The following is a 23,330-nucleotide window of genomic DNA, read 5'->3' as shown; positions in this document are numbered from 1 at the left end:
CATGTCATCAGTAACGTGCACGAAGTCGGACGCTCGGTGTGACTCCCGTCATGCCGAGTGTTCGCATGTTGGTCCGTCGCGAACCAGGGATGCGCACATGTCACGTCGATCGGTCGTCGCCACACTCGCCGCCTTGTCCCTCACGGTCGGCACCGTGATGCTCGGGACGGGAGCCGCCTCGGCGGCGCCGCCACCTCCGAGCGGCGGCCCCACCGCAGCCGGACCGATCGCACCGAGGCCCGGCGCCAGCTCGGGCATCCCCATGTCGACGACCTCGCGGGCGTCACCGGGACGATCACCGCCTTCGTCCAGCTCGACGCCAAGGCGGGCACGGACGTCGCAGCCGCGGGTGGCAGCCCTGCCGCCGTCAAGGCCAACGCCGCCGACACCAAGGCGCTCGCCGCCGACGTCGTCCCGCAGCAACTGACCGAGCGCTCCGCCCGGACCGCCGCACCCAAGCGGATCGCGACGCTGACCAACCTCGTCGCGGGCACGCTGGTCACCGGCGACGCCGCCCAGATCCGCGGCCTCGAGTCGTCGCCGGACGTCGTCGCCGTGTACCGGGTGGTCCCGAAGACCGTCGACAACGCGCACTCCGTCGAGTTCACCCGCGCCCTGCAGGTCTGGGAGAACACCGGCCAGACCGGCGCGGGCGTGCGGATCGGCGTCATCGACACCGGCCTGGACTACACCCATGCCGACTTCGGCGGGGCCGGCACGGTCGCGGCCTACGACGCCGCGTACGGCGTGGACGGCACGCAGCCGATCCCGGCCGGCTCGTTCGACCCGACGAAGTTCATCGGCGGCCACGACTTCGCCGGCCCGCACTACGACGGCGACGGGCAGGTCCCCGGGTCCAGCACGGTGCCGGTGCCCGACGAGAACCCCATCGACGCGGTCTACACGGGTGGCAACGACGGGCACGGCACGCACGTCGCCGGAACCGCCGCGGGCTTCGGCGTCCTGCCGGACGGCACCACGTTCCGCGGCGACTACAGCGGGCTGACCAGCGTCGCCGACTGGCAGGTCGGGCCCGGCACCGCACCCGGAGCGCAGCTGTACTCGCTCAAGGTGTTCGGCGACGGCGGCGGCTCCACCAACCTCGTGGCCGAGGCCCTCGACCGGGCGGCCGACCCGAACCAGGACGGCGACTTCTCCGACCGGCTCGATGTGGTCAACATGTCGCTCGGCGCCGACGGCCAGCCCGCCGACGACCCGGAGAACCTGCTCGTCGACCAGCTCAGCGCGCTCGGCACGGTGGTCGTGAACTCGGCCGGCAACTCCGGTGACATGACCGACATCGGCGGTGCCCCCGGCAACGCGGCCAGCGCGCTGACGGTCGCCTGGTCGGTCGGCTCGCCGCTGACCTACGACGCCATCAAGGTCACCGCGGCCTCGAACCCGGCGCTCGTCGGCCTGCACGCGGGCCAGAACTCGATCGCCTACTCCGGCGCGGACGTCACGGCCCCGGTCGGCGACCCCGGCGGCGACTTCGACGGGTGCACGCCGTTCACGCCCGCGCAGGCCGCGGCCGTCGCCGGCAAGATCGCCTACCTCTGGTGGGACGACAACGACTCGACCCGCAGGTGCGGCTCCGCGGCCCGGTTCGGGAACGCGGCGACGGCCGGTGCGGTCGGCGTCCTCCTGCCCTCCTCGGTGCCGGTGTTCACGGCCGGCATCACGGGGTCGCCCCTGATCCCGGGCACGCAGATGACCGCGAGCACCACCGCGGCCCTGCTGCCCGAGATCCACGCCGGGACGCTCACCGTCGAGATCGGGCCCGGGCTCAAGGGTTCTGTCGAGGAGGGCGGGGCCGGCGACGTGCTCAACCCGAACCTCGGCGCGCGGCCTGCACGGCTCGCTCGGCTGGACCAAGCCCGACGTGTCCGCGCCCGGGTCGCTGATCTACTCGGCGGCGTCGGGCACCGGCAACGAGCCCAACTCGCTGTCCGGCACGTCGATGGCCTCGCCGCACGTCGCGGGCATCGCCGCGATGGTCGTCGCGGCCCACCCGGGCTGGACGTCGGCCGACGTCAAGGCCGCGGTGGTCAACACGGCGACGCACGACCTGTACCAGGGTCTGAACCAGACCGGTCTCACGTACGGGCCGGAACGTGTGGGGTCCGGGCGCGTCGACGCCCTCGACGCCGTCGGCACCAACGTGATCGCCTACAACACGCAGTCGCCCGAGCAGACCTCGGTCAGCTGGGGCATCGTGCCCGTCGGCGCCGGCACGGTCGTGCAGAAGAAGACCGTCACCGTGCGGAACTTCGGGTCGACGAGCCAGCGGTTCACCACCTCGGTGTCCAGCGCGTCGACGTCCGGCGGCGCAAAGATCACGGCGTCACCGGCGGCCCTCACCATCCCCGCCGGCAAGACCGCGCTCGTGACCCTCACGTTCACCGCCGATCCGGCCACGCTCGAGCGGCAGATCGACCCGACCATGGAGCCGGAGCTGCTGGGCATCCCCCGCGACTTCGTCTCCGAGGTCACCGGCCGGCTGGTCCTGACGTCCGGCGCGACGCAGCTGCGTGTGCCGCTGCAGGCCGCCCCGCGGCTCGTCGCGAACCTCACCGCGGCACCGGTCACGTTCCCCGACGCCACAGCCACGACCGCGGGCCTGGCCCTGTCCGGGCGCGGGGTCGCGTCCGGCGGCTGGTACTCGCTGACCACGCCGCTCGTCCTCGGCTCCACCAGCCCGCAGCTGGATCCGACGACCGACACCGCGGTGTCACCGTCGACCCGGGCGGCCGCGGACCTCAGGTTCGTCGGCTGGGCGTCGACCGCTCCGGTGGTCGCGGCCGCCGGGGGCAAACCGTCCGACGGCATGCTCGGCATCGGCGTCGCGACGAACGGGGACTGGGCGAGCCTCGGCCTGGCGGTCTTGCCCTACATCGACATCGACATCGACGGCGACGGGACGTGGGACCTCCAGACCGACATCGGCAAGCTCGATCCGACGACCGACATCACGGTCGCCACGACCTATGACCTGGCCACGGGCGACGTGCTCGACACCGAGCTGATCAACGGCTTCGACGGATCGGTCGACTCCGGCGTCTTCGACTCCAACGTCTTCGTCGCACCGATCAGCCTCGCGGCTGCCGGCATCCCCGCGGGCGCGACACCGATCGTCAAGGTGTCGACGTCCTCGACCTACGGCGACATCGACACCTCGCCGCAGTTCACGGTCAACCCGTACGACCCGCCGTTCTGGTTCGACAACACCGTGGACGGCACGTTCACGTCGGTCGGCGCGGACGGCGAGACCATCGGGGTGCACAAGGGCACGGGCGCCGCGACGGGCAAGCTGCTGGTGCTCCAGACGCAGAACCCCGACGTCGCCTCCCGCTGGCAGGTGGTCGACGTCACCGTTCCGACCGCGACGGCCACCACCACGACCCTGGCGGTCACCGGCGACCGGACGGCGGGGAAGAAGCTCACGCTCAAGGCGACGGTCTCGCCCAAGGCGGCCACGGGGACCGTCACGTTCCTGGACGGCAGCACGCCGCTCGGGTCCGCGCCGGTGGCCCAGGGCAAGGCGAGCATCACGGCCACGCTCGGAGCCGGGAAGCACTCGCTGACCGCGTCCTTCGCACCGACCGACGGGACCTACGCCGCGTCGACGTCGGCCGCGGTCGTCGTCGACGTCAGCAGGTCGACGTCCACGACGACGCTGAGCCTGTCCCGCAACACCGCGCCGTTCGGCTCGGCGACGACCGCCACGGTCAAGGTCAAGGGCGCCAGCGCAGCACCGGCGGGCACCGTGACGCTGAGGTCGCACGGGGTGGTCGTCGGGTCCGGGACGCTCACCGTCTCCGGCCTCACCGGCACGGCCACGATCGCCCTGCCGAACGACCTGACCGTGGGCACGCACAGCTGACCGCCGTCTTCGGCGGCAGCGCGGACGTGTCCGGGTCACAGGCGAGCAAGACCTACACCGTGACCAAGGCCAAGTCGTCGACGGCCCTGTCCGCGGTCACGTGGTCGGTGCCGAAGGGCAGCACGCCGACCATCACGGTCACGGTGACCGGTCCGACGGGCGCACCGACCCCGACCGGCACCGTGGTGCTCACGTTCAACAACAAGCGCGTCGGGACCGCCCAGCTGACGGGCGGCGTCGGCACGATCACGCTGCCGGCCGTCCAGAAGACCGGCCCGGTCGTCGCCTCCTACGGCGGGGACCGCGGCTACTCCGGCTCGGCCGCCAGCCGCACGCTGACGGTGAAGTCCATCAGGTAGGCACGTTCCGACGAGGGCCGCGCGATCCCGTCCGGGGCCGCGCGGCCCTCGTCTTGCCGGTCATCGAGCGTGCCGCGGCGCTCAATCCGCGGTCGCCGCGAGCCGATGCCTGGGCATGGGACTGTTCCGACGAGCGGCGCGACCCGAGGACGGCCTCGAGGTGCCGCACCCGCGCACCCCGGCCGACGAGGTCCGCGACGTCCACGTCGAGCCGCTGAACGCCGCCGAGGTGATCTGGGCGGCCCAGCACCGTGAGATCGTCGCGGACCTGTGCTCCGGTTCTGTCGACGCGCAGACGGTCAGCGACCTGTTCGACCGCGTGCAGGCCATCTGGCTGCAGAGCAGCGACCGCACCGACTCCGCTCCCCTGGTGCACGCCTTCGGGGTCGCGCTGGGCGACCTGGTGGCCGAACGGGTGCCAGGCCTCGCGTGGGCCACGGCGGACGACGGCGGTGAGCCCGAGCTCGTGCTCAGCCACCCCGCGCACGACCTGGTGATCTTCCCGATCGCGTCCGTCGGCAGGAACTGGGGGCACGCGCCGAGCGGTTGGCTGGCCGCACACGTGCACGAGGCGGCGGGCGGCGCGCTCGCGATCCTGGCGGGGCACCGCTCCACGCACTGAGATGCTCCTATGGATCGTCAAGCCAGGAGCGCGTGGCGTACCTCGCGGGCGATGTAGCGCTTGAGGCAGCGGATGATCTCTGGCTTGCTGAGCCCGTCCTTGGTTCGTCTTTCGACGTAGGCGCGGGTGGCGGGGTCGTAGCGCAAGCGGCAGAGAGTGATTCGGTAGAGGGCCGCGTTGGCTTGGCGGTCGCCGCCGCGGTTGAGCCGGTGTCGGCCGGTGGTCTTGCCGCTGCTTGCCGGCAGCGGTGCGACTCCGCACAAGCTGGCGAAGGCGGGGTCGCTGTGCAGGCGATCGGGGTTGTCGCCGGCAGTCACCAGCAGGGCGCTGGCGGTGTCGATGCCGACGCCGAACAGCTCGAGCAGTTCAGGGCAAGCGGCGGGGACCAGCTCGGCGAGCAGGAGGTCGATCTGCTGGACGTCGGCGTCGCTGTCGTGATGGCGGCGGGCGAGGATCCGCATCGCGTGCTTCGTGGCGGTCGAGGGATCGAGCGTGGGACCTGGTCGGAACGCGGCGGCGGTGCGCACGAGCTCACGGGTCGACAGGTGGCGCAGACTTTCCCGCAACGGCGCAGGAGCGCTGATCACCAGCGCGTGCAGCTGGTTGGCGACCTGGATCCTGATCCGCACTGCGCCGCGGCGGGCCACCCGTAGCGCCCGGATCGCTTCGACACGGCCATCGCGGGACTTCGGAACCCCGGTCGCCGTCCCGGCCAGGACTGCCCGAGCGGCCGCTTCGGCGTCGACGGGGTCGGACTTGCCTCGCGCGCGACGCGTCCGGCGGTCGGGGCGATCGACCTCCACCACGCGGTGACCGGCCCGACGAACCGCTCGGGCAAGCCCCGCGCCGTAGCAGCCGGTGCCCTCGATCCCGAACGCGACGACGCGGCCCAGGTCAGCACCCCAGTCGAGTAATGACCGGTAGCCGCCAGGGTCGGCGGGGAACGACTCTTGAGCCAGGACGCGACCGACCTGATCGACCGCGACCGCGACGTGCACATCGAGATGCGTATCGACCCCGATAGTGACCTCGGCGCCGATGTTTGCCATGGTGGACATGCCATCTCCCTCATCCGGTGGTGGCACGGCACCCACCGAGCGAGGCGGACAAGACAGTGACGGGGCCTCTAGCCAGGCTCCTATGAGGTCACGCCGCTCACGCAGGTGACGTGCAGGACGAGGTCACCCGGCACCGAGCGACAGATCTCAGCAAGGACACCCATGGTCGGTCAGCCAAAGGGTCAACTCGAGCCGGGCGACCCCGATCCCATTGTCACTGTCAGAAGAGGACGTCGGGGTCGTCGTCGAGGCCCGCGGGTACCTGCGCGAGCACAGGAACGGGCTGAGCGGCCGCGAAGACCGGGGCGACCCCGTCGCGCACCGCGCGGGCGGCGATGCCCGCGAGCTCGTCGGCCCGCTCGTTGAACTCGTCGCCGCGGTGCCCACGGACCCACACGAACGTCACCCCGCCGGGTCGCGACGAGATCTCGGTGTCGATCGACCTGATGAGCTCGAGGTTCTGCACCGGGCCGCCCGACGCCGTCCGCCAGCCCTTGCGCCGCCAGCCGTGGATCCACTCCGACGAGCACTTGATGGCGTACTGGGAGTCGGCCTGGATGGTCAGAGGCTCGTCGCCGGGGTGCGCGCGGACGGCCTCCAGCACTGCCATGAGCTCGGCGATCTGGTTGGTCCCCGACGCGTGCCCGCCGCTGTCGTGCGTGCCGTCGTGGTTGGCCCACGCCCAGCCGATGGCTCCGCCGGGGTTGCGCAGGCAGGAGCCGTCCGTGCTGACCGTGATCACATCGAGCATTCTGCCGTCCCCCGCGGGCCTGCCGGACGACCGCATCGCCCGAACGAGGGACGAATCGACCACAACACGCGTGTGCTCCTCAGGTCCGCGCCCCGGGCGTCCGATGATCTCGGGTATGACGACGTACGACACGACGTACGACACGACGACCGACGACGCCGACCTGTTCAGCGACGCGTTCACCGGCTTCAGCGGCGTGGCACCGTCGCCTCGGCACTCGCGGCTGGTGACCGGGCTTGCCCTGTCGGGTGCCGCATTGGTGGTCGTCGGCGCCCTGGTCGGGGTCCGGCTGGCCCAGCAGACGCCCACGGCGTCGCCCGTCCAGCCGGGGATCCTCGTGCCCGCCCTCGCCGAGACCCAGCGGGCCGGCGACGTCATCGCGGCGGACGACCGCGCCGACCTGCTGATCTCCCCGGACTCCACACGCCTGCTGCTGACCGACGACACCGGGTCGTACTACGCGGCGACGGCGCCCGGCAACCAGCTGTGCCTCGTGTCCGTCCCGCTGGGCGACCTGCCCCAGACCAGCTGCACCTCGACCGCGGGCGACCTCGGCACGCTGCGGCTCGACGACGTCATGCTCGTCCCTGCGGGCGTCACGGCACCGGCCGGCTGGCACGAGTCGTCGGCGAACGTCTTCGTCAAGGACTGAGCCGTCACCCGAGCGCGAGGGCGTCGACCACGCGCTTGATGCTGGACGCGAGCCCCCACCGCTCCGCGAGCGCGACGAGCGCCTCGGCGTCACCGACGACGTCGGGCAGCCGGTCGTCGACCTCTCCGACCGGCGCGTCCGGGGCCACCCGCACGACGGCGGGTGCGACCGCGAGGTAGTCGGCCGACTCGGTGAGCCGCCGACGTTGCGTCGAGGTCAGGCCTGCGTCGGCGGCGTCGCGGGCCGCCAGGATCCCGACCAGCGACCCGTACCGGTGCACCAGCGCGGCCGCGGTCTTCTCACCGATCCCCGGCACGCCTGGCAGGCCGTCGCTCGGGTCGCCGCGCAGCACCGCCATGTCGGCGTAGCCGGGCCCGGTCGCGACGCCGTACTTCTCGTGCAGCCGCGCCTGGTCGATCGTCTCGAGGTCACGGATGCCGCGCGCGGTGTACAGGACGCGCACCGGTACCTCGTCGTCGACGAGCTGGAACAGGTCGCGGTCTCCCGTGACCACCTCGACGATCGCCCGGTCGGCCGGCTTGGCCACCTCCCGCGCGACGAGCGTCCCGATCACGTCGTCGGCCTCGTAGCCCGGCACCCCGACCCGCGCGATGCCCAGCGCCGCCAGCACGTCGACGATCATCGGGACCTGCGGTGCGAGGGTGTCCGGCACCTCCTCCACGCCCGTGGTCCCCGGCACCTCGACGGCCACCCGGTGCGCCTTGTACGACGGGATCGCGTCGACCCGGAACGCCGGACGCCAGTCGTCGTCCCAGCAGCAGACGAGGCGCGTGGGCCGCAGGTCGCTCACCAGCCGCGCGATCATGTCGAGCAGCCCGCGCACAGCGTTCACCGGGGTGCCGTCGGGCGCCGTCATCGACTCGGGCACGCCGAAGTACGCGCGGAAGTACAAGGAGGCGGTGTCGAGCAGCAGGAGCTTGTCTGGACGTCCGGGCATGCGGTCAGTCTGTCAGCAGCCCGGCTGGCGGCGTCGAGAACGACGTTGCACTCCCGTGGCGTCGCCGACGTCGTTGTCGACGGCCGGCCCGCTTCCCCTCCAGGCGCGGGCCGGCCGTGGTCGGGGAGGTCAGCCGGCGAAGTCCAGGCCCGTGTCGGCCACCGCGATGACGGTCCAGGTCGTGCCGTCGGCGTCGGCGAGTCGTACGTCGGGACCAGGACGGACGCTCCGTCGGGCAACGTCGTCTGGGCGAGACCGAGGCGCGCCGACACGATGGTCACGTGCTGCACGGGCCAGGCCAGCGGGCTCCCGGCCGCGGGCGTCGCCGGGACGGTCGGCTCGTCCGAGGGCGCGGGCGCGACGTCGGACGTCGCCGACCCGCTCGCGGCGCCCGCCGCCGCCATCGGCATGATGCCGCCGTCGCCTCGCCCGAAGCGCGGGTCGGTGAGCCGGGCGACCGCGTCCGTCGGGCTGACCACGGCGTAGTCCCCGAGCGGGACCGTCGGCGCGAGCGAGCCGTTGACCGACTGGATCCCGGACGACACGACCGTGAAGTTCCAGGACACCCCGGACCGCTGGCCGTCGACCACCTGGTACGCCGACACGCTGGTGACCTGGGCGCCGGACGTGTCGGTCGACGGTTCGAACTCGAAGCCCGACGGGTCGACACCGAGCGCGGTCATCGTGTCCTTGGCCTGGCCGACGGCCGCGTCGGCGCTCGGCGCGGGGCCGGTGCCAGGGCCGGTCGGGCAGGTGACGGGACCCGGCGGCGCGACGGCGTCGGTGCCGGCCCCGTCGTTCGCGGCGTCGGGCGTGGGCGGCTGGATGGGGACCATGCCGGCCTTGATGCACGTCCACGGGTCACGGGTGGGGTCGTAGTAGGACAGGCTCGTCAGGCCGTCCGACGAGACCGACACGCTCGGCGCGGTGCCGTCGTTGGGCCCGACGGTCCACGTGCCGTACTGCTGCTGGGCGGTGCCGGAGACCCCGAGGGCCGCCGCGGCCTTCTCGGCCGTCGCCTGCGAGTACGTCGAGGCGGCGTCAAAGCCGTACGCCGCTGCGTTGCCCCCGTCGCTCGACAGGCCCTTGGCCGTGAAGACCGTCCGCCCGAACCCCCAGCCGGCGATCTTGGCGTCCGCGCCGGCCGCACCCCCGGCGAGGCTCTCGGCTGACTGCGGAGCAGCCGCCGAGTCCGCCGCGCCGCGGCCGCCACCCGCGAGGTTCATCGCGGGCGCCGCGGCCGGGGCCGCGACCGGCGTCGTGCCCGCGCGGGCCCCCCCGAGCGCGTAGCTCCCGCCGCCGATGACGGCGATCCCCGCGACGACCGCCGCCACCTGCAGCCAGCGGGGCGCGCGCCGCGCACGGCGCACCGCGAGCTCGTCGACGAGGATCGTCTCCTCGGTCACGACGACGCCCGTCGACGCGGTCACGGCCGCGAGCACGGACGCCAGGTCGGGGGCGGAGCCGCGGGCAGGGTCGGCCGCCTGCAGCCGCGCGAACGCGGTGTCGTCGGCCTCGTCGCGGCGGTCGTGCTGGGGCTGGTCGTCGTCGGTCATCGCGTCGCCTCCTGAGCGGGGTGGTCCTCTGCTGCGTATGTGTCGCGACGCGCTCAGACCTTGCAGCCACAGCTGCGCCGACGTCAGGCCTCGGCGGCGGCCCAGGCCTCACGCAGTCGGGCGCGGGCGCGGCTCAGCGCCGCATCGGCACCCCCCCGGGACACGCCCAGCACGGCGGCGAGGCCCTCGCCGACGAGCCCCTCCCACGCGTTCAGCAGCAGGATCTGCCGGTCGCGGGCGCCCAGCGCACCGAGCACGGCCCGCACCTGCTCGTCCTCGACGAGCTGGGCCGCCGGGTCGTCCGAGCCGAGCGCGTCGTCCGGGACGTCCCCGACGGGCTCCGGACGGCCCTTGCGGCGGTGGTTCGCGACGACGAACCCCGCGGTCCGGTACAGCCACGGCAGCTCGGCGCCGTCGGGGATGTCGTCCCGCCGGCGCCACGCGGTGGTGAGCACGTCGGCCGCGAGGTCGTCGGCCTCGTCGCGACCCACGCGACGGACCAGGAACCGGTGCACCGCGGCGGCGTGCGCGCGGACCAGCGCCTCGAACCAGGGGCCGTCGTGCACCGGGCCGACGGCGTCCGGCTCGGCGCCCTCGAGCACGGCGTCGCCCGCGGTCTCGGACGTGGACGTGCTGCGCGGTGGCACGGTGCTCCCGGGGTCGGCGATGGCCTACACCTCACCTGTGTCGTCAGCCGGCCCGATCTTGCACCCGCCGGCTGCGGGGCTGCGCCCGCGTCACAGCCCGTCGGCGACCACCGCGGTCACCTGCAGCCAGGCGTCGCGGGTCCGCTGCTCCAGGGCCTCGTAGTCGATGGGTCCGCCGGCCACGAGGGCCTTGTCGTGGGGGACGTCGACGACCGTGCGAGTCAGGGCCCCGAAGTGCGTGCGCAGCCGCTTGCGCAGGTCCTTGTCCACCTTGGGCTCGGGTGCGGAGAGCACCGTGACCGCGCGACGGACGGCCTCCTCGTGCCCCGTCGAGCGCAGGGCGTCCAGGGCCCACGCGGCCGACTGGGCGGTGTCCTCGCGGATGGTCGACACGACGACGATCTGGTCGGCCGCGTCGATCGCGGCCTGCCAGTTGGAGGCGCGCATGTTGTTGCCCGTGTCGATGACCATCACCCGGTAGAACCGCGAGAGCACCTGGTGCAGGTCGGCGAACGACCGGGCGTCCACGGACGACGCCGACGCCGAGTTCTCGTCGGAGGCCAGCACGTCGAACTGTTCGGTCGGCTGCGTGCGGACGAAGCCGTCGAGGTCGCCGATGCGCACCGTCCCCTCTTCGCCCAGCGTGGGCAGGGCGTCCAGCAGGTCGACCGCGGTACGGGTGTGGTCGGCGTGCGACGAGCGCCAGCCGAGCGTCCCGCGGGTCTCGTTGTTGTCCCACGCGAGCGTGTACCCACCGCGTTGCAGGCCGAACGTCGCCGCCATGAGCATCGTCGCGGTCGTCTTGTGGGCGCCGCCCTTGGGGTTGATGACGACGATGGTCTTGGGCCCGTCGAGAGTCCGGCGAACGGAAGCCGACGAGGCGCGACGACGCCGCTCGGACTTGCCGGGACCGGGCTTGACCGCGCCGAGCGTGACCCGCCGGACGCCGTGCCGCCAGCCGTGCTCGGCGGGTCCGCCGGTCACGACGGGGTGCCGAGCGGCGAGCAGGTCGTCGAGCGTCGGGAGCGGGCCGGACGCTGCCGGAGGCGCGGGCTGGGGAGGCGGGGCGGGGGTCGACGGCGCGTCGGCGCGCTTCGCGACGGGTCCCCGGCCGACGGTGCTGGGCGGGGCGACGGGCGCGGCCGGTGCCGCCTCCGGCAGACCCGCCACCGCGGCGACGGAGTCCTTCTCGCTGACGGCCGGCGACCCGTTCGTCGACGGGCGGGGTTCAGCAGGCGGAGCCGGCGCCTCGTCGACCACGCCGTCCGGGTGGATCATCAGCGACCACAGCCCTTCGGGGTCGCGCACCTGCACGGGGACGGGCTGCCCGACGGTCCCGGCAACCTCGGCGATGCGCGACGTGATGGCCGCGCCCGCCTCCGCGAGGTTGGCCTTGGTGATCCGTTCGATGACTCCGTCGATCGAGATCTCGCCGGTGCCGTCCTCGCGCACCTCTGCGCTGATCTCGGGCAACCGGGTCGCCGTCGACCCCTTCTGGCCCTCGTCGCTCATGGTGTCGCTGCCCCTCGTCCGCCGATGGCTGTCCCTCGAGTACGCCCCGAAACTACGCCGGACGGACGCCACGCGCACCGCCGAACCGCAGGCCAGGGCGCATCCGATCCGTCGGGAACGCGCAGCTCCCCCCACGCAGACCTCAGTCGTCGGCGGGAACCTCGAACCAGACGGTCTTCCCGTCGGGCCGACCGAGCGTCCCCCAGTCCGACGACAGGGCCTCGACGAGGGCGAGCCCGCGACCGCTCGGAGCCGTCGGCTCGGGGTGCCCGACCGTCGGCACACCGCCTCCGGCGTCGCTCACCATGACGCGGACGACGGTGGCGTCGATCCGCACGCGGACCGTCACGGAGCGGTCGGGCGGACCGTGCACGACGGCGTTCGCGACGAGCTCGCCGGTGAGCAGCTCGACGACCTGGTTGGCGGACCCGCCGACGCCTGCCTCGGCGATGGCCCGCATCACCCAGTGCCGCGCCGTGCGTGGGGCGGAGCGCTCGGCCTCGACGACGAGCTGGGCGTCCACCACGTGCGCGTCGGCGCGCCGCGCGCTCGCCGCGCTGCGGAGGTCCCGGACGTCGCCCATCTGACTAGGGTGCCCGAGTCGGGGGCCTCCCGCCCGGGCGGTGCCCGCGCGCGTCCGGGTGAAGCGCCGCCGGCAGTCACGGCCCGGTGAGGGTTCGCCCGGGCGCCAGGGTCGGAGGTCCCAAGGCTCAGGACCGCCTGCTGACCAGCCCGACGAGGTTGCCCTCCGAGTCGCGCACGAACGCGTGCCACTCGTCGGTCCCGGCCGGGCCGAGCGTGTCGTCCGCGTGCCGGAAGATCATGTGCGGCTCGGACTCGATGCTGACCCCCGCCGATCGCAACCGGTCGACCGTGCCCTCGAGGTCGTCCACCCGCAGGTAGAGCAGCGCGCTGGGCGCGTTGACGTCGAGGAGCAGCCGGACGCCGGCGAGGTCGAAGAACAGCAGCCCAGGTGGGTCGAAGCGGGCCGTCGGCGCGGTGCCGAGCAGGTCCGTGTAGAACGTCGCCGCGCGGTCGAGGTCGGTCGCCCGCTGGGCGACCTGCAGGAGCTCCATCGCCCCATCGTGCCCCCGTCTGAGGTGCCTCAGACCACCTCAGAGGCACCTCAGGGCAGATGGGCGACGAGCACGACCCCACAACCGGTCGGTCGACCGATCCGGTACCCCCTCCCTCACGACGAGATTCGTGGATGTCAGCAACGAGTCGTCGGAAACCGTCCGGCGGTACAGAGGAGGAACACCATGGCTGAATTCTGGGGAACCGCCCTCGACGGCGAGCTCGCCTACCGCCGGGACCGCATGTCGGCGGCGCTGCGGCGCCCGACGCGGGACGCGCGGGTGGTCCGGCCCGACGGGCGGCTGCGGCCCGTGCGTCCCACCCACCCGCTAATCAGTGCCGCGCGTGGGTGGCTCCTGCGAGGATCGGGAGCATGGCACGTGGCTCGATGAGCACACCGTTCGTGGCACGCGCGCCGCAGGTCGACCAGCTCACGCTGGCCCTGCGGCGCGCGGACGCCGGCGAGCCCACCGCGGTCCTCATCGCGGCGGACGCCGGCGTCGGCAAGACCCGGCTCCTGCGGCACGTCGCGGAGCTGGCCGAGGCGTCTGGCGGCCGGGTCGTCATCGGCCACTGCGTGGACCTGGGCGAGATCGGTCTGCCCTACCTGCCGTTCGCGGAGGCGCTCGCCCAGCTGCGCGCGCTGGATCCCGATGCGGTCGACGCCGTCGTCGCCGACCGGCCCGCCCTGGCCCGCCTGCTGCCCGGGCCGACGGGCGCCACCGGCCCGCTCGACGACCAGTCCAGCCGGCTTCAGCTGTTCGACGGCCTGGTCGAGGCGCTCGCCGCCGTCGGCGTGCCCGGGCACCCCCTGCTGCTCGTGCTGGAGGACCTGCACTGGGCCGACGCGTCCAGCCGCGACGTGCTGCGCTTCCTCGTCTCGCGGCTGCGCGACCAGCACCTGGTGGTCGTCGCGAGCTACCGCACGGACGACCTGCACCGTCGACACCCCTGGCGGCCCGTGGCCGCGGAGCTGGCCCGGCACCCACGCGTCGAGCGGTTGGACCTCGCACCGTTCACCGACGCCGAGGTCCGGGAGTTCACCACCGCGCTGGCGGGAGCGCCGCTGGAGGAGCGCACGCTGCGGCGGGTGATCGACCGCTCGGAGGGCAACGCCTACTTCGCCGAGGAGCTGATGGAGGCGGGGACGGACGGCGTGATGGCCGACGAGCTGCCGTGGTCGCTCGCGGACGTGCTGCGCGCGCGCCTCGAACAGCTCGACCCGTCCGTGCAGCGCCTCGCGCGGGTGGCGTCGGCGGCGGGTCGCCGGGTGTCGGAGCCGCTGCTGCGCGCGGTCGTGACCGCGGACGGCGACGCGCTGCTGACGGCTCCGGGCGCGTTCGACGCGGCGCTCCGCGAGGCCGTCGCGCACCACATCCTGGGCGGGGAGGACGAGCGGATCGCGTTCCGCCACGCCCTGCTCGCCGAGGCGGTCTACACCGACCTCCTGCCCGGCGAGCAGTCCGCGCTGCACCGCGCCTACCTGCGGGTGCTGCGCGACGACCCGACGCTCGGCCCCTCCTCGCAGCTCGCCTCGCACGCGCTGCGCGCGCCCGACCTGCCGACCGCCCTGCTCGCCTCGCTCGACGCCGCCCACCAGGCGCGCAGCGTCCTCGCCCCGGCCGAGGAGCTGCGGCACCTCGAGGTCGTGCTGCGCCTGTGGGGGGCGGTCCCGGAGGTCACCCGGACGCTCGCGGAGGACCACCCCGACGTGCTGGACGCCGCGGCGGCCGCCGCCTCCCGGGCCGGACAGGCCGACCGCGCCGTCCAGCTGTCGCGCGCGGCCGTCGACGAGACCACACCGCAGGTCGAGCGGCAGGCCATGCTGCGCACGGTCCTCGCGCGGTACCTGCTGGCAACGGACGACGCCGACGAGGCGATGCGCGAGGCGTCGCTGGCGCGCGACGCGCTCCCGACCGGCAACAGCGCCGCCCGGGCGTGGGCCCTGGCGGCGTACGCCCGCGCGGCCCTGAACGCCGACTTCGACGAGGAGGCCGACGAGAGCGCGCAGGAGGCGGTGATCGTGGCCCGCGCCGCCGGTGCCGCCGACGCGGAGTCCGACGCCCTGACCACCCTCGCGGTGCTCGTCGTCGACGACGCCGACCGCGCGGCCGAGCTGCTCGACGCTGCCCTGAAGCGGGCGCGCGAGGCGTGCGACTACGTGACCGAGCTGCGCACGATGTTCAACCTGACGGCCAACCGCTACTACGCGGGCGACCTGCCCGAGGCCGCGCGGCTCGCCACCGAAGGGGTTGGCCGCGCACAGGCGCTCGGCATGACGTGGAGCGCGTACGGCCTCGAGCTGCACATGTTCGTCAACCTGGTCCGTTACGTCATGGGCGACCTGGGTGCGGCCGACCTGGGCGGCGCACCCGACGAGCTGGCGGACGTGCTGCGGTCGCAGGCCCTGTACGCGGCCGTGGCCCGCGGGGACGCCGACGCCGCCGAGCGCGGGTTCGCGCTGGAGCAGTCCTGGCACCGCGACGGGTTCATCGCGCTCGTCGGGGGCGGGTGCACGGTCGACGCCCTGACCTGGCGCGGGGACCTCGAGGGTGCCGTCGCGCTGGCCGTGCGGCTGCTGGAGTACCTGTGGCGCACCTGGTCGGACTACTTCCTCGGCGGCATCTGGCTCGTCGCGCTCGCGCTCGCCGCGCTGGCCGACCAGACGCAGCAGGACCGGCTGCTCGGCAAGGACGTGTCGGCGGCGCTCGCCACCGGCGCGCGCCTGCTGCAGAGGGCGGTCGAGACCGCGGACCGCGGTCGGCCGCGCGGCGGGACCATGGGCCCCGAGGGCCGGGCCTGGCTCGCGCGCGCGCACGCCGAGCACTCGCGGCTCGTCGGCACCAACGACCCCGAGCTGTGGCGCGCCACCCTGCACGAGTTCGACTACGGCTACCGCTACGAGGTGGCGCGCACCCGGTTCCGGCTGGCCGAGGCGCTGCTCGAGGGCGGTGACCGGGAGGGTGCGCTCGCGGAGGCCGGGACGGCCCTGCGCGAGTCCGACGCGATGGGCGCCGTGCCATTGGCCACCGCGGTCCGGGGACTCGCTCGGCGCGGGCGGCTGGACCTGCCGGGCGTGCGCGTCGCGGGCGCCGACGTGCTGACCGCGCGGGAGGCGGAGGTGCTGGCGCTGGTCGCGCAGGGGCTGTCCAACCGCCAGATCGGCGAGAAGCTGTACATCTCCGGCAAGACCGTCTCCGTGCACATCTCGAACCTGCTGGCCAAGCTCGGGGTCTCGGGTCGGGCCGAGGCGGTGTCGGTGGCGCACCAGCGGGGGCTGATCGGTGCGGGCTGATCCCGACCGCTCCGGGACCCTGGGCGCGTGCCGGACGCACGCCCTAGGTTGAGCAGCATGTCCCCGTCGAAGGTCCCCGCGGTCGAGCTCGAGGTCGAGGGCCGGACCGTGCGCGTGAGCAGTCCCGACAAGCTCTACTTCCCCGAGCTGGGCCTGACCAAGCTCGACGTCGTGCAGTACTTCGTCTCGGTGGGCGACGGGATCCTGGGCGCGCTGCTCGACCGGCCGACCACCCTGGAGCGTTGGCCGAAGGGCGTGTTCGAGGGCGCCAAGCTGGCCACGCGGATGGACTCGACGGGCGATGCGTTCTACCAGAAGCGCGTGCCGCAGGGCGCGCCCGACTACGTCAGGACGGCCCGCATCGCGTTCCCCAGCGGCCGCACCGCCGACGAGGTCGCCCCCAGCGAGCTGGCAGTGGTGGCGTGGGCGGCCAACCTGGGCACGCTGACGTTCCACCCGTGGCCCGTGCTCGGCGATGACGTCGAGTCGCCCGACCAGATCCGCATCGACCTCGACCCGCAGCCGGGCACCGACTTCACCGACGCCGCGCGCGTCGCGCCGCACGTGCGTGAGCTCCTCCAGGAGCACGGCATGGAGGGCACACCGAAGACGTCGGGCGGCCGCGGGATCCACATCTTCGTGCCGATCGAGCCGCGCTGGTCGTTCGTCGAGGCACGCCGGGCCACCATCGCGTTCGGTCGCGAGCTCGAGCGGCGCATGCCGTCCGAGGTGACCATGAAGTGGTGGAAGGAGGAGCGCGGCCAGAAGATCTTCATCGACTACAACCAGATGGCGCGCGACCGCACGATCGCCTCGGCGTACTCCATCCGCACCAACCCGCGCGCGACGGTGTCCGCTCCCCTGCGCTGGGACGAGGTGGCGGACGTCGCGCCCGACGACTTCACGGTGAGGACGATGCCCGCACGGTTCGCCGAGGTCGGCGACCTGTTCGCGCCCCTGGTCGCCCGGACCACCCCGCGGTACTCCATCGAGTCGCTGCTCGAGCTGGCCCACAGGCAGGAGTCCGACGAGGGCGAGGGCGACCTGCCATACCCGCCCGAGTACCCGAAGATGCCGGGTGAGCCCAAACGGGTGCAGCCGAGCAAGGACCGCGACCGACCTCGCGAATGACCGTCCCTGCCGGTCCCGACCCCATCGTCTATGCCTCGGCGCGTGGTCGCTGGGTGCTGCTCGCGACCGTCCTCGGGTCCGCGATCGCCTTCATCGACGCGACCGTCGTCACCATCGCCCTGCCCAACATCGCGGACGACCTCGACGCGACCACGGCGGACCTCCAGTGGACCGTCAACGCCTACGCCCTGACCCTGGCGGCGTTCCTGCTGCTCGGCGGCTCGCTGGGCGACCGGTTCGGGCGCCGGCGCATCTTCCTGTTCGGCGTGGTGTGGTTCGCGGCCGCGTCGCTGGTCTGCGCGATCGCGCCCACGGTCGGCCTCCTGATCGCCGCGCGAGCACTGCAAGGGGTGGGCGGCGCGCTGCTGACCCCCGGGTCGCTCGCCATCCTGCAGTCGACGTTCTCGGGCACGGACCGCGGCCGGGCGATCGGGGCGTGGTCGGGGCTCGGCGGCATCGCCGGCGCGATCGCACCGTTCCTCGGCGGCTGGATCGTCCAGGTGGCATCGTGGCGCTGGGTGTTCGGGATCAACCTTCCGCTGGCCGTCGTCGTCGTCGCGGTGACCATGCGGCACGTCCCGGAGAGTGCGGACGCGACCGCGTCCAAGCGGCTCGACGTCGCCGGGACGGCGCTCGGGGCGCTCGGCCTCGCCGGCCTGACCTACGGGTTCACCGCCTGGACGGCGTCGGGGAGCCCCGATGCCGTGGTCGTCGGGACGCTCCTGCTCGGTGTCCTGGCGCTGGCGGCGTTCGTCGTCGTCGAGTCGCGCGCCGCCGCCCCGATCCTGCCGCCCGCCCTCTTCCGCTGGCGGCCGTTCTCGGGCACGAACGCGGCCACGCTGCTGATCTACGCGGCGATCTCCGGGGTCTTCTTCTTCCTCGTCGTGACCCTGCAGGTCGTCGCCGGCTACTCACCGCTCGAGGCAGGTCTGGCACCCCTGCCGGTCACCGTGCTCATGCTCCTGCTGTCGCCGCGGGCCGGTGCGCTGAGCACGATCATCGGCCCCAGCTTCCGATGACGATCGGCCCGCTGGTGTGCGCGGTCGGCGTCGTCCTGCTGCTGGGCGTCACGCCCGACACCCCGTACCTCACGCACGTGCTGCCGGGGATCCTCGTGTTCGGGCTCGGCCTGTCGGCCACGGTCGCGCCGCTCACGACGACCGCCCTGGCCGCTGCGCCCGACCACCTGGCCGGTGCGGCGAGCGGGGTCAACAACGCGGTCGCCCGCGTGGCCGGTCTGCTCTCCATCGCCGTGCTTCCGCTCGCGGCGGGCGTCGGCTCGTCGCTCACCGACCCCGCCACCCTCGAACCCGCCTACCGGATCGCACTGCTGGTCTGCGCCGGGCTGCTGGCCGGGGGCGCCGCCGTCTCCCTGCTCACGGTGCCGAACCGCGCCGACGCGGTCCGGCCTCCCGCCTGAGCGCTGCTCAGAGCCTCCAGGTCGTCTCGTCGAGCGGGTCGGGTCGGTCCACCACCAGCTCGGCCACGGGCTCCCGCTCCATCCCGAAGCTGACCGGACCGACGTAGGTGCGGCCGAGCTCGATGCCCTGCACCTCGTCGAGCCCTCAGCGTCCCATGCGCGTGGTCTGTGGAGTGCGATCAGCCGACGTAGTCGAAGTGCCAGTACTCGGGGTTGGAGCCGTTCTGGTGTGCCCACGCGGGCGAGGTCCAGCCGTACGTCGGGCCGTGCGTCACCAGCCAGGTGCGCTGCGGGGTGTCCCAGCCGTACTCGCAGGGCAGCTCGGGCACGTCGAGCGCCAGCCCCGTGCCGTGCGTCGACGTGCCGGGGACGGCGGCGACCGTGCCCAGCGCCGCCCGCATGGCGACCTGCGTGTCGTAGTCCCGGTACGTCAGGTCGAGGCCGAGGTTGTGCCCGAACGCCGACCGGAACGCCACGTCGAGGCGTTCGAGCGCCGCGGCGGCATCGGAGCGCAGGTAGTACGGCGTGCCGTGCGGGTCCTTGGTCCACGAGATCGCGGTCAGGGCGCTCGGCGGGAAGCTTTCCGTTGGAGCCGTCGCCGCCGACCGTCGGCGGGGACGTGTAGAACGGCGGCCCGGTGTAGGTGGTGCCGCAGGATGGCGCCTTGGTCGGCGCAGCGACCTTGGGCGGCTTCGGTGTCGCGGCCTTCGCGGCCGCCGCGGCTGCGGATGCGGCGACCTGCTGCTGCGACCACGCGTCGTGGGCGGTGAGGACAGCCGCGTTCGCGGCCGCGAGCGCCGCGGTGAACGTCCGCAGGTCCGCGGCGCCGTAGCTGGTGGTGCCCGGCGACGATGCAGGGGTGTTGTCCGACGGTGCCGCCGGGACCGCGCCGAGGGCGGCGTCCGCTGCGGTGACCTGGGCCACGAGCGCCTGGCGGACGGCGTCGTCGCCCACCTGTCCGTCGGTCGCGACCAGCGTGGCGCTGGCCGTGTCGCTGGCCTGCTGCAGGTCCGCGCGGGCAACGGCCAGGACGGCGGCGGCCTGCGCTCGGTCGAGGGCGGCGTCACGCCCGACCGCGCCGTCGACATCGGCGTCCTGTGCGTCGACGACCGCAGCGGCCCGGTCCTCGGCCTGCGACTGAGCCGTCTGCTGGGCGGCGACGTCGTCCCGGTGGGCGTCCCACGCCCAGGCACCACCCGCCACGCCGACGACCAGGACGGCGGTCACGGCGGCGGTGATGCTGCGTGCTGGTCGGCGGATTTCGGTCTCCGGGACGGCGAACAGGGACACGGCCCCCCGCGTCAGGTCAGGGTAGCCGCCGAGGCCGTGCACGCCACCCCGCGCCCGACGAAGGCCACCCGTCCCGGGCGCACGCGGGTCGTCATCGGGCACTTCGGTGCACTTCGGACCGCGCTCGGACGAGTGTCTTCTGGCAACGGGTGGAATCAGGGGCGCGGGACTCAAGGAGCCCCTCGAGGCGGTCGATCCCGCCCGCATGAACGATGCGCGCTCGACGCTGCCCCCACCCGCGTCCGGCGCCGTCGACATCGCCCCGGGCATCCGCACCCTCACCCCGGCCGAGACGGCACACCTCGACCGCGCGCGCGACAACCTGCGGTCGGCGGGCGTCGACGTGACCGACCCGTCGGCCGTCGGAACGCTCCTGCACCACGCTCGGACGTCCTGGGCGGCCCTCCCGGCGTCGGCACCGCCCGCGGCCATGATCCTGGCCCTCGGCGTGGGCGTCGGCGACCTGCTGATCGCGCGCGTCCCGGGTGCCCGGTGGGCGTTGCACCACGGCTCCCACGACCCGACGCCCACCGTCGTGTCGGCGACGGGGCTGGACGCCGCGCTCCCGCTGACGGACGTCCGCACTCGGTGGGTCTCCGGGTGCACACCGCAGTGGGTGGGCGAGTACGTGACCAACGCGGCGGCTCATCTTGCGGCGGCATCGACGCCTCCCCGGGCCGAGCTGCCGACCCCGCGGCTGGCCGCGGACGACCTGCCCCGCACCCCGGCCGAGCCCGGTCCCGCCGTCCGCGGCGGCGCAGGACATCGCGCTCGGTGCCCTCGAGCACGCGCTCGAGCAGGTCCTGACCACCCCGGCCGCTCCTCAGCCCTTCGCGCTCGTCGACGGCGCCGAGGGGCCGCAGGTGCGCAGCTTCGACGGAGACCCGGCCCGGGCGCAGCACGTCGCCCGGGAGTGGGTCCGCTCCTCGGGCGCGGCCCGCGGCGCGGTCGCCTGGTACGGCTCGCTGGCGACGCCGGAGGCCGGCGACGGACCGGCTGTGCTGGTCGAGGCGTCAGACGCGCACCAGCCCAGCCTCGTCGTCGCTCACCGCTACGTGCCCGCGACCCCCAGCGGCCAGGGCCGGGCCCGCGCGGCACGACCGCTGGGCGAGCCGTTGGTCCTGGGGCAGGGCGAGCCGCTGCTCTGACCCGTAGTGTCGGGGCCATGCGCTTCCGGACGGTTCTCGAGCTCAGCGGCAAGTCGGCGACCGGCCTGCAGGTGCCCGCGGACGTGGTCGAGGCCATGGACCGCGGCGCACGCTTCCCGGTCGTCGTGACGATCAACGGGTACTCCTACCGCAGCACGGTCACGCCGTACGGCGGCCGGACGCTCCTCCCGGTGAGCGCCGAGAACCGCGCGGGGGCGGGGATCGCGGCGGGCGACGAGGTCGACGTCGACATCGAGCACGACGACGCACCTCGCACGATCGCGGTCCCCGACGACCTCGCCGCCGCCCTCTCGGACGGCGGCCGCGCGGCCTTGGACGCCCTGTCCTTCAGCCGCAAGCGCGCGATCATCGAGCCGATCGAGGCCGCCAAGACGGCGGAGACGCGCACCCGGCGCATCGCCAAGGCCGCCGAGGAGCTGGGCCCGGCCTGATCAGCTCGTCTGCGCCCGGACCGGGTACCAGCGCGACCCGAACCGGCGCATGACCGACCGCCCGCTGATCTCGGCCAGCTCGTCCAGACGGGCCAGCACGGCCCAGCCGACGCGGCGCGCGTACTGGTCGTCGGCCGCCTCGAACCGGACCGTCACCCGCGCCTGACCCCGCACGACGCTCACGTCGAACGCCTCCACGGTGGTGAACGACTCGGCCACCTGCACCGCCTGCGGCAGCACGTCGGGCGCGTCGACACCCGGCTGCAGCAGCCCGACGGCGGCACTCACGCGGTAGGACGGCACGTGTGCACGGTACGGCCGGCTCAGAGCATCCGGAGCATCTCCGCCACGACGACCGGGGACAGGGCGGGCCTCTGGTGGTGGATCTCGGTCATCGCCGCTCGGTCGCCACCCTGGGTGCGGGCCGCCCGCACCCGGCGGACGTCGAGGTCCGTCATCGCGCTCGCGGCCGCGAGCGTGGTCTGCGGGGTCGCCGCGCCGAGCGTCGCCGGGACCGCGGACCACTCGCTGACGGGCGGGCGCACGCTCAGCCGCTCGGCCCGACGGGTGGCGGACCGGTAGTAGATCGCGAGGACGAGCCCGCCCCAGACCGCCGCGAGGAGCGCCACGAACGGCCCGAGCAGCCACCACAGCAGCCCGAGCCCGATGAGGCACAGGCCGGCGACGGAGCCGAACGCCCACCGGAGCGTCGACCTCCGACGGTCGTACGCCTCGGGATCGGGCGTCCCAGCATCGGGCTCCTGCGCCATCCGGACCTCCCCTGCGATCTCGTCCGCGGACGACCGTAGCCTCGCACGACCGAGCAACCCGGGCGGCCGAGCCTCTGCGCAACTCGTACGTTCGCCTGAGGTCCGGGCGAGGTTCACGGTCGCAGTGCCCGAGGCCTCACCGGGCGGCTGACTGGTCGGGTCGCAGGAGGGCGACGAGCAGGTCGTGGACCGGTCCGACCAGCTCGTCGTACCCGGCGGAGCCCAGGGGGTCGACGCCCATCCATGAGCGCGTGATCGAGATGCCGAAGCCTGCCGCGACCACCAGCTGCGCACCGAGCAGACGCCGTTCGTGGTCTTCCGGAGGCCCACCGGCGATCGCGGCGAGCCTCTCCGCGAACGACCGCAGCGTTCGCGTCCGGATCAGCTCGGCCCGCTCGTCGCCGGAGGTCCGCACGAGCAGCAGCAGCTGGTTGGGGCGGTCCACCGCGTCGGGCGCGGTGGAGCTGACGAACGATCCGGTCGGCCACCTCGCCGAGGGTCGCGTCACGCTCCAGCGAGCGTTCCAGCTCGTCGGCGGCACCCGTCAGGCACGCCTCGAACAGGCCCTCCTTCGAGCTGAAGTAGCGGCTGATCAGCGCGACGTTGACTCCGGCGTCGTCGGCGATGTTCCGGACCGTCGTCGCGGCGTAGCCGTCGGTCGCGAACCGGCGCCGACCGGCCGCGAGGAGCAGCTGCCGGGTGCCGTCGGCGTCGCGTCGCCTCGGTGCGACCTCGGTCCCGCTCACGTG

At 73.8% G+C, this 23,330-nt stretch carries 25 protein-coding genes and 2 pseudogenes; 12 read left to right on the top strand and 15 right to left on the bottom strand.

The window, feature by feature from the left end:
- Positions 1–57: 57 nt before the first annotated feature.
- Positions 58–1,284, top strand: a pseudogene (locus tag AC38ZX_RS02035) (S8 family serine peptidase); the annotation flags it as partial.
- 266 nt (positions 1,285–1,550) lie between these two features.
- Here the strand turns inward: AC38ZX_RS02035 and AC38ZX_RS02030 are convergent.
- The gene (locus AC38ZX_RS02030; RefSeq protein WP_491296164.1) at positions 1,551–1,790 is read right to left on the bottom strand and encodes a hypothetical protein; all 240 of its coding nucleotides are present in this window, start codon (positions 1,788–1,790) and stop codon (positions 1,551–1,553) included.
- A gap of 92 nt (positions 1,791–1,882) precedes the next feature.
- Here AC38ZX_RS02030 and AC38ZX_RS02025 point away from each other — a divergent pair, with 92 nt between their 5' ends.
- The 3 genes from AC38ZX_RS02025 to AC38ZX_RS02015 all read left to right on the top strand — a co-directional run bounded on the left by AC38ZX_RS02025 (position 1,883) and on the right by AC38ZX_RS02015 (position 4,864).
- The gene (locus AC38ZX_RS02025; RefSeq protein WP_491296163.1) at positions 1,883–3,883 is read left to right on the top strand and encodes an Ig-like domain repeat protein; all 2,001 of its coding nucleotides are present in this window, start codon (positions 1,883–1,885) and stop codon (positions 3,881–3,883) included.
- A gap of 26 nt (positions 3,884–3,909) precedes the next feature.
- On the top strand, positions 3,910–4,242 hold the full coding sequence (locus tag AC38ZX_RS02020) for an Ig-like domain repeat protein (RefSeq protein ID WP_491296162.1): 333 nt from the start codon (positions 3,910–3,912) through the stop codon (positions 4,240–4,242).
- Between the two features lie 115 nt (positions 4,243–4,357).
- Entirely contained in the window at positions 4,358–4,864 is a 507-nt protein-coding gene (locus AC38ZX_RS02015; protein WP_491296161.1) for a DUF3806 domain-containing protein, read from the top strand.
- A gap of 17 nt (positions 4,865–4,881) precedes the next feature.
- Here the strand turns inward: AC38ZX_RS02015 and AC38ZX_RS02010 are convergent, their stop codons facing one another.
- Together AC38ZX_RS02010 and AC38ZX_RS02005 are read right to left on the bottom strand one after the other, a co-directional pair.
- On the bottom strand, positions 4,882–5,922 hold the full coding sequence (locus AC38ZX_RS02010) for an IS110 family RNA-guided transposase (protein WP_426592027.1): 1,041 nt from the start codon (positions 5,920–5,922) through the stop codon (positions 4,882–4,884).
- Positions 5,923–6,142: 220 nt separating this feature from the next.
- Positions 6,143–6,673: a ribonuclease H family protein gene (locus tag AC38ZX_RS02005; protein WP_491296159.1), complete on the bottom strand. Its 531-nt coding sequence runs from the start codon at positions 6,671–6,673 to the stop codon at positions 6,143–6,145.
- 115 nt (positions 6,674–6,788) lie between these two features.
- Between AC38ZX_RS02005 and AC38ZX_RS02000 the strand changes: the two genes are divergently transcribed.
- Entirely contained in the window at positions 6,789–7,325 is a 537-nt protein-coding gene (locus AC38ZX_RS02000; protein WP_426594217.1) for a hypothetical protein, read from the top strand.
- Positions 7,326–7,329: 4 nt separating this feature from the next.
- On the opposite strand, the gene AC38ZX_RS01995 is transcribed toward AC38ZX_RS02000, so the two are convergent.
- From AC38ZX_RS01995 to AC38ZX_RS01970, 6 genes are all read right to left on the bottom strand, one after another.
- The gene (locus AC38ZX_RS01995) at positions 7,330–8,283 is read right to left on the bottom strand and encodes a 5'-3' exonuclease (protein ID WP_426594216.1); all 954 of its coding nucleotides are present in this window, start codon (positions 8,281–8,283) and stop codon (positions 7,330–7,332) included.
- Positions 8,199–9,839, bottom strand: coding sequence for a hypothetical protein (locus tag AC38ZX_RS01990; protein ID WP_491296158.1), 1,641 nt, complete (start codon positions 9,837–9,839; stop codon positions 8,199–8,201). The genes AC38ZX_RS01995 and AC38ZX_RS01990 overlap by 85 nt, the downstream gene beginning before the upstream one ends.
- An 83-nt stretch (positions 9,840–9,922) precedes the next feature.
- Positions 9,923–10,486, bottom strand: coding sequence for an RNA polymerase sigma factor (locus tag AC38ZX_RS01985; protein ID WP_426594214.1), 564 nt, complete (start codon positions 10,484–10,486; stop codon positions 9,923–9,925).
- A 90-nt stretch (positions 10,487–10,576) separates the two neighbouring features.
- The gene (locus AC38ZX_RS01980; RefSeq protein ID WP_491296157.1) at positions 10,577–11,998 is read right to left on the bottom strand and encodes a MinD/ParA family ATP-binding protein; all 1,422 of its coding nucleotides are present in this window, start codon (positions 11,996–11,998) and stop codon (positions 10,577–10,579) included.
- Between the two features lie 142 nt (positions 11,999–12,140).
- Positions 12,141–12,581, bottom strand: a complete 441-nt coding sequence (locus tag AC38ZX_RS01975; protein WP_426594212.1) for an ATP-binding protein — start codon at positions 12,579–12,581, stop codon at positions 12,141–12,143.
- Positions 12,582–12,708: 127 nt separating this feature from the next.
- The gene (locus tag AC38ZX_RS01970; RefSeq protein WP_491296156.1) at positions 12,709–13,074 is read right to left on the bottom strand and encodes a VOC family protein; all 366 of its coding nucleotides are present in this window, start codon (positions 13,072–13,074) and stop codon (positions 12,709–12,711) included.
- Positions 13,075–13,463: 389 nt separating this feature from the next.
- Between AC38ZX_RS01970 and AC38ZX_RS01965 the strand changes: the two genes are divergently transcribed.
- From AC38ZX_RS01965 to AC38ZX_RS01950, 4 genes are read left to right on the top strand one after another with little or no spacing between them, the layout of a single operon-like run.
- On the top strand, positions 13,464–16,370 hold the full coding sequence (locus AC38ZX_RS01965; RefSeq protein ID WP_491296154.1) for a helix-turn-helix transcriptional regulator: 2,907 nt from the start codon (positions 13,464–13,466) through the stop codon (positions 16,368–16,370).
- A gap of 57 nt (positions 16,371–16,427) precedes the next feature.
- Positions 16,428–17,501 carry a DNA polymerase domain-containing protein gene (locus AC38ZX_RS01960; protein WP_491296153.1) on the top strand — a complete coding sequence of 358 codons (1,074 nt, stop codon included), beginning with the start codon at positions 16,428–16,430 and terminating at the stop codon, positions 17,499–17,501.
- Positions 17,498–18,520, top strand: a complete 1,023-nt coding sequence (locus tag AC38ZX_RS01955; RefSeq protein ID WP_491296151.1) for an MFS transporter — start codon at positions 17,498–17,500, stop codon at positions 18,518–18,520. Before AC38ZX_RS01960 ends, AC38ZX_RS01955 begins: the two co-directional genes overlap by 4 nt.
- On the top strand, positions 18,517–18,921 hold the full coding sequence (locus tag AC38ZX_RS01950) for a hypothetical protein (protein WP_491296149.1): 405 nt from the start codon (positions 18,517–18,519) through the stop codon (positions 18,919–18,921). The genes AC38ZX_RS01955 and AC38ZX_RS01950 overlap by 4 nt, the downstream gene beginning before the upstream one ends.
- A gap of 7 nt (positions 18,922–18,928) precedes the next feature.
- On the opposite strand, the gene AC38ZX_RS01945 is transcribed toward AC38ZX_RS01950, so the two are convergent.
- Positions 18,929–19,054, bottom strand: a complete 126-nt coding sequence (locus tag AC38ZX_RS01945; protein WP_491296148.1) for a hypothetical protein — start codon at positions 19,052–19,054, stop codon at positions 18,929–18,931.
- A 46-nt stretch (positions 19,055–19,100) separates the two neighbouring features.
- The gene (locus tag AC38ZX_RS01940) at positions 19,101–19,397 is read right to left on the bottom strand and encodes a D-alanyl-D-alanine carboxypeptidase family protein (RefSeq protein WP_491296147.1); all 297 of its coding nucleotides are present in this window, start codon (positions 19,395–19,397) and stop codon (positions 19,101–19,103) included.
- A 188-nt stretch (positions 19,398–19,585) separates the two neighbouring features.
- Between AC38ZX_RS01940 and AC38ZX_RS01935 the strand changes: the two genes are divergently transcribed.
- The 3 genes from AC38ZX_RS01935 to AC38ZX_RS01925 all read left to right on the top strand — a co-directional run bounded on the left by AC38ZX_RS01935 (position 19,586) and on the right by AC38ZX_RS01925 (position 21,811).
- A complete protein-coding gene (locus AC38ZX_RS01935; RefSeq protein WP_491296146.1) occupies positions 19,586–19,753 on the top strand; it encodes a hypothetical protein in 168 nt (55 codons plus the stop codon).
- Between the two features lie 1,108 nt (positions 19,754–20,861).
- Positions 20,862–21,359, top strand: coding sequence for a hypothetical protein (locus tag AC38ZX_RS01930; protein WP_491296145.1), 498 nt, complete (start codon positions 20,862–20,864; stop codon positions 21,357–21,359).
- A gap of 17 nt (positions 21,360–21,376) precedes the next feature.
- Positions 21,377–21,811, top strand: a complete 435-nt coding sequence (locus AC38ZX_RS01925; RefSeq protein WP_491296144.1) for a DUF1905 domain-containing protein — start codon at positions 21,377–21,379, stop codon at positions 21,809–21,811.
- On the opposite strand, the gene AC38ZX_RS01920 is transcribed toward AC38ZX_RS01925, so the two are convergent.
- The 4 genes and pseudogenes from AC38ZX_RS01920 to AC38ZX_RS01905 form a co-directional block, all read right to left on the bottom strand.
- Positions 21,812–22,114, bottom strand: a complete 303-nt coding sequence (locus AC38ZX_RS01920) for a hypothetical protein (RefSeq protein ID WP_491296143.1) — start codon at positions 22,112–22,114, stop codon at positions 21,812–21,814.
- Between the two features lie 20 nt (positions 22,115–22,134).
- The gene (locus AC38ZX_RS01915) at positions 22,135–22,581 is read right to left on the bottom strand and encodes a hypothetical protein (RefSeq protein WP_491296142.1); all 447 of its coding nucleotides are present in this window, start codon (positions 22,579–22,581) and stop codon (positions 22,135–22,137) included.
- 136 nt (positions 22,582–22,717) lie between these two features.
- Positions 22,718–23,026 (bottom strand): TetR/AcrR family transcriptional regulator, encoded by a 309-nt coding sequence (locus AC38ZX_RS01910; RefSeq protein WP_491296141.1) that lies wholly within the window; start codon positions 23,024–23,026, stop codon positions 22,718–22,720.
- Between the two features lie 163 nt (positions 23,027–23,189).
- Positions 23,190–23,327 (bottom strand): annotated as a pseudogene (locus AC38ZX_RS01905) (TetR family transcriptional regulator); the annotation flags it as partial.
- Between the last annotated feature and the right edge of the window lie 3 nt (positions 23,328–23,330).

This window comes from Cellulomonas sp. McL0606, from assembly GCF_058248365.1.
Note: the sequence above shows the minus strand (reverse complement) of the source record. Positions and strands in the feature narration are given on the sequence as shown.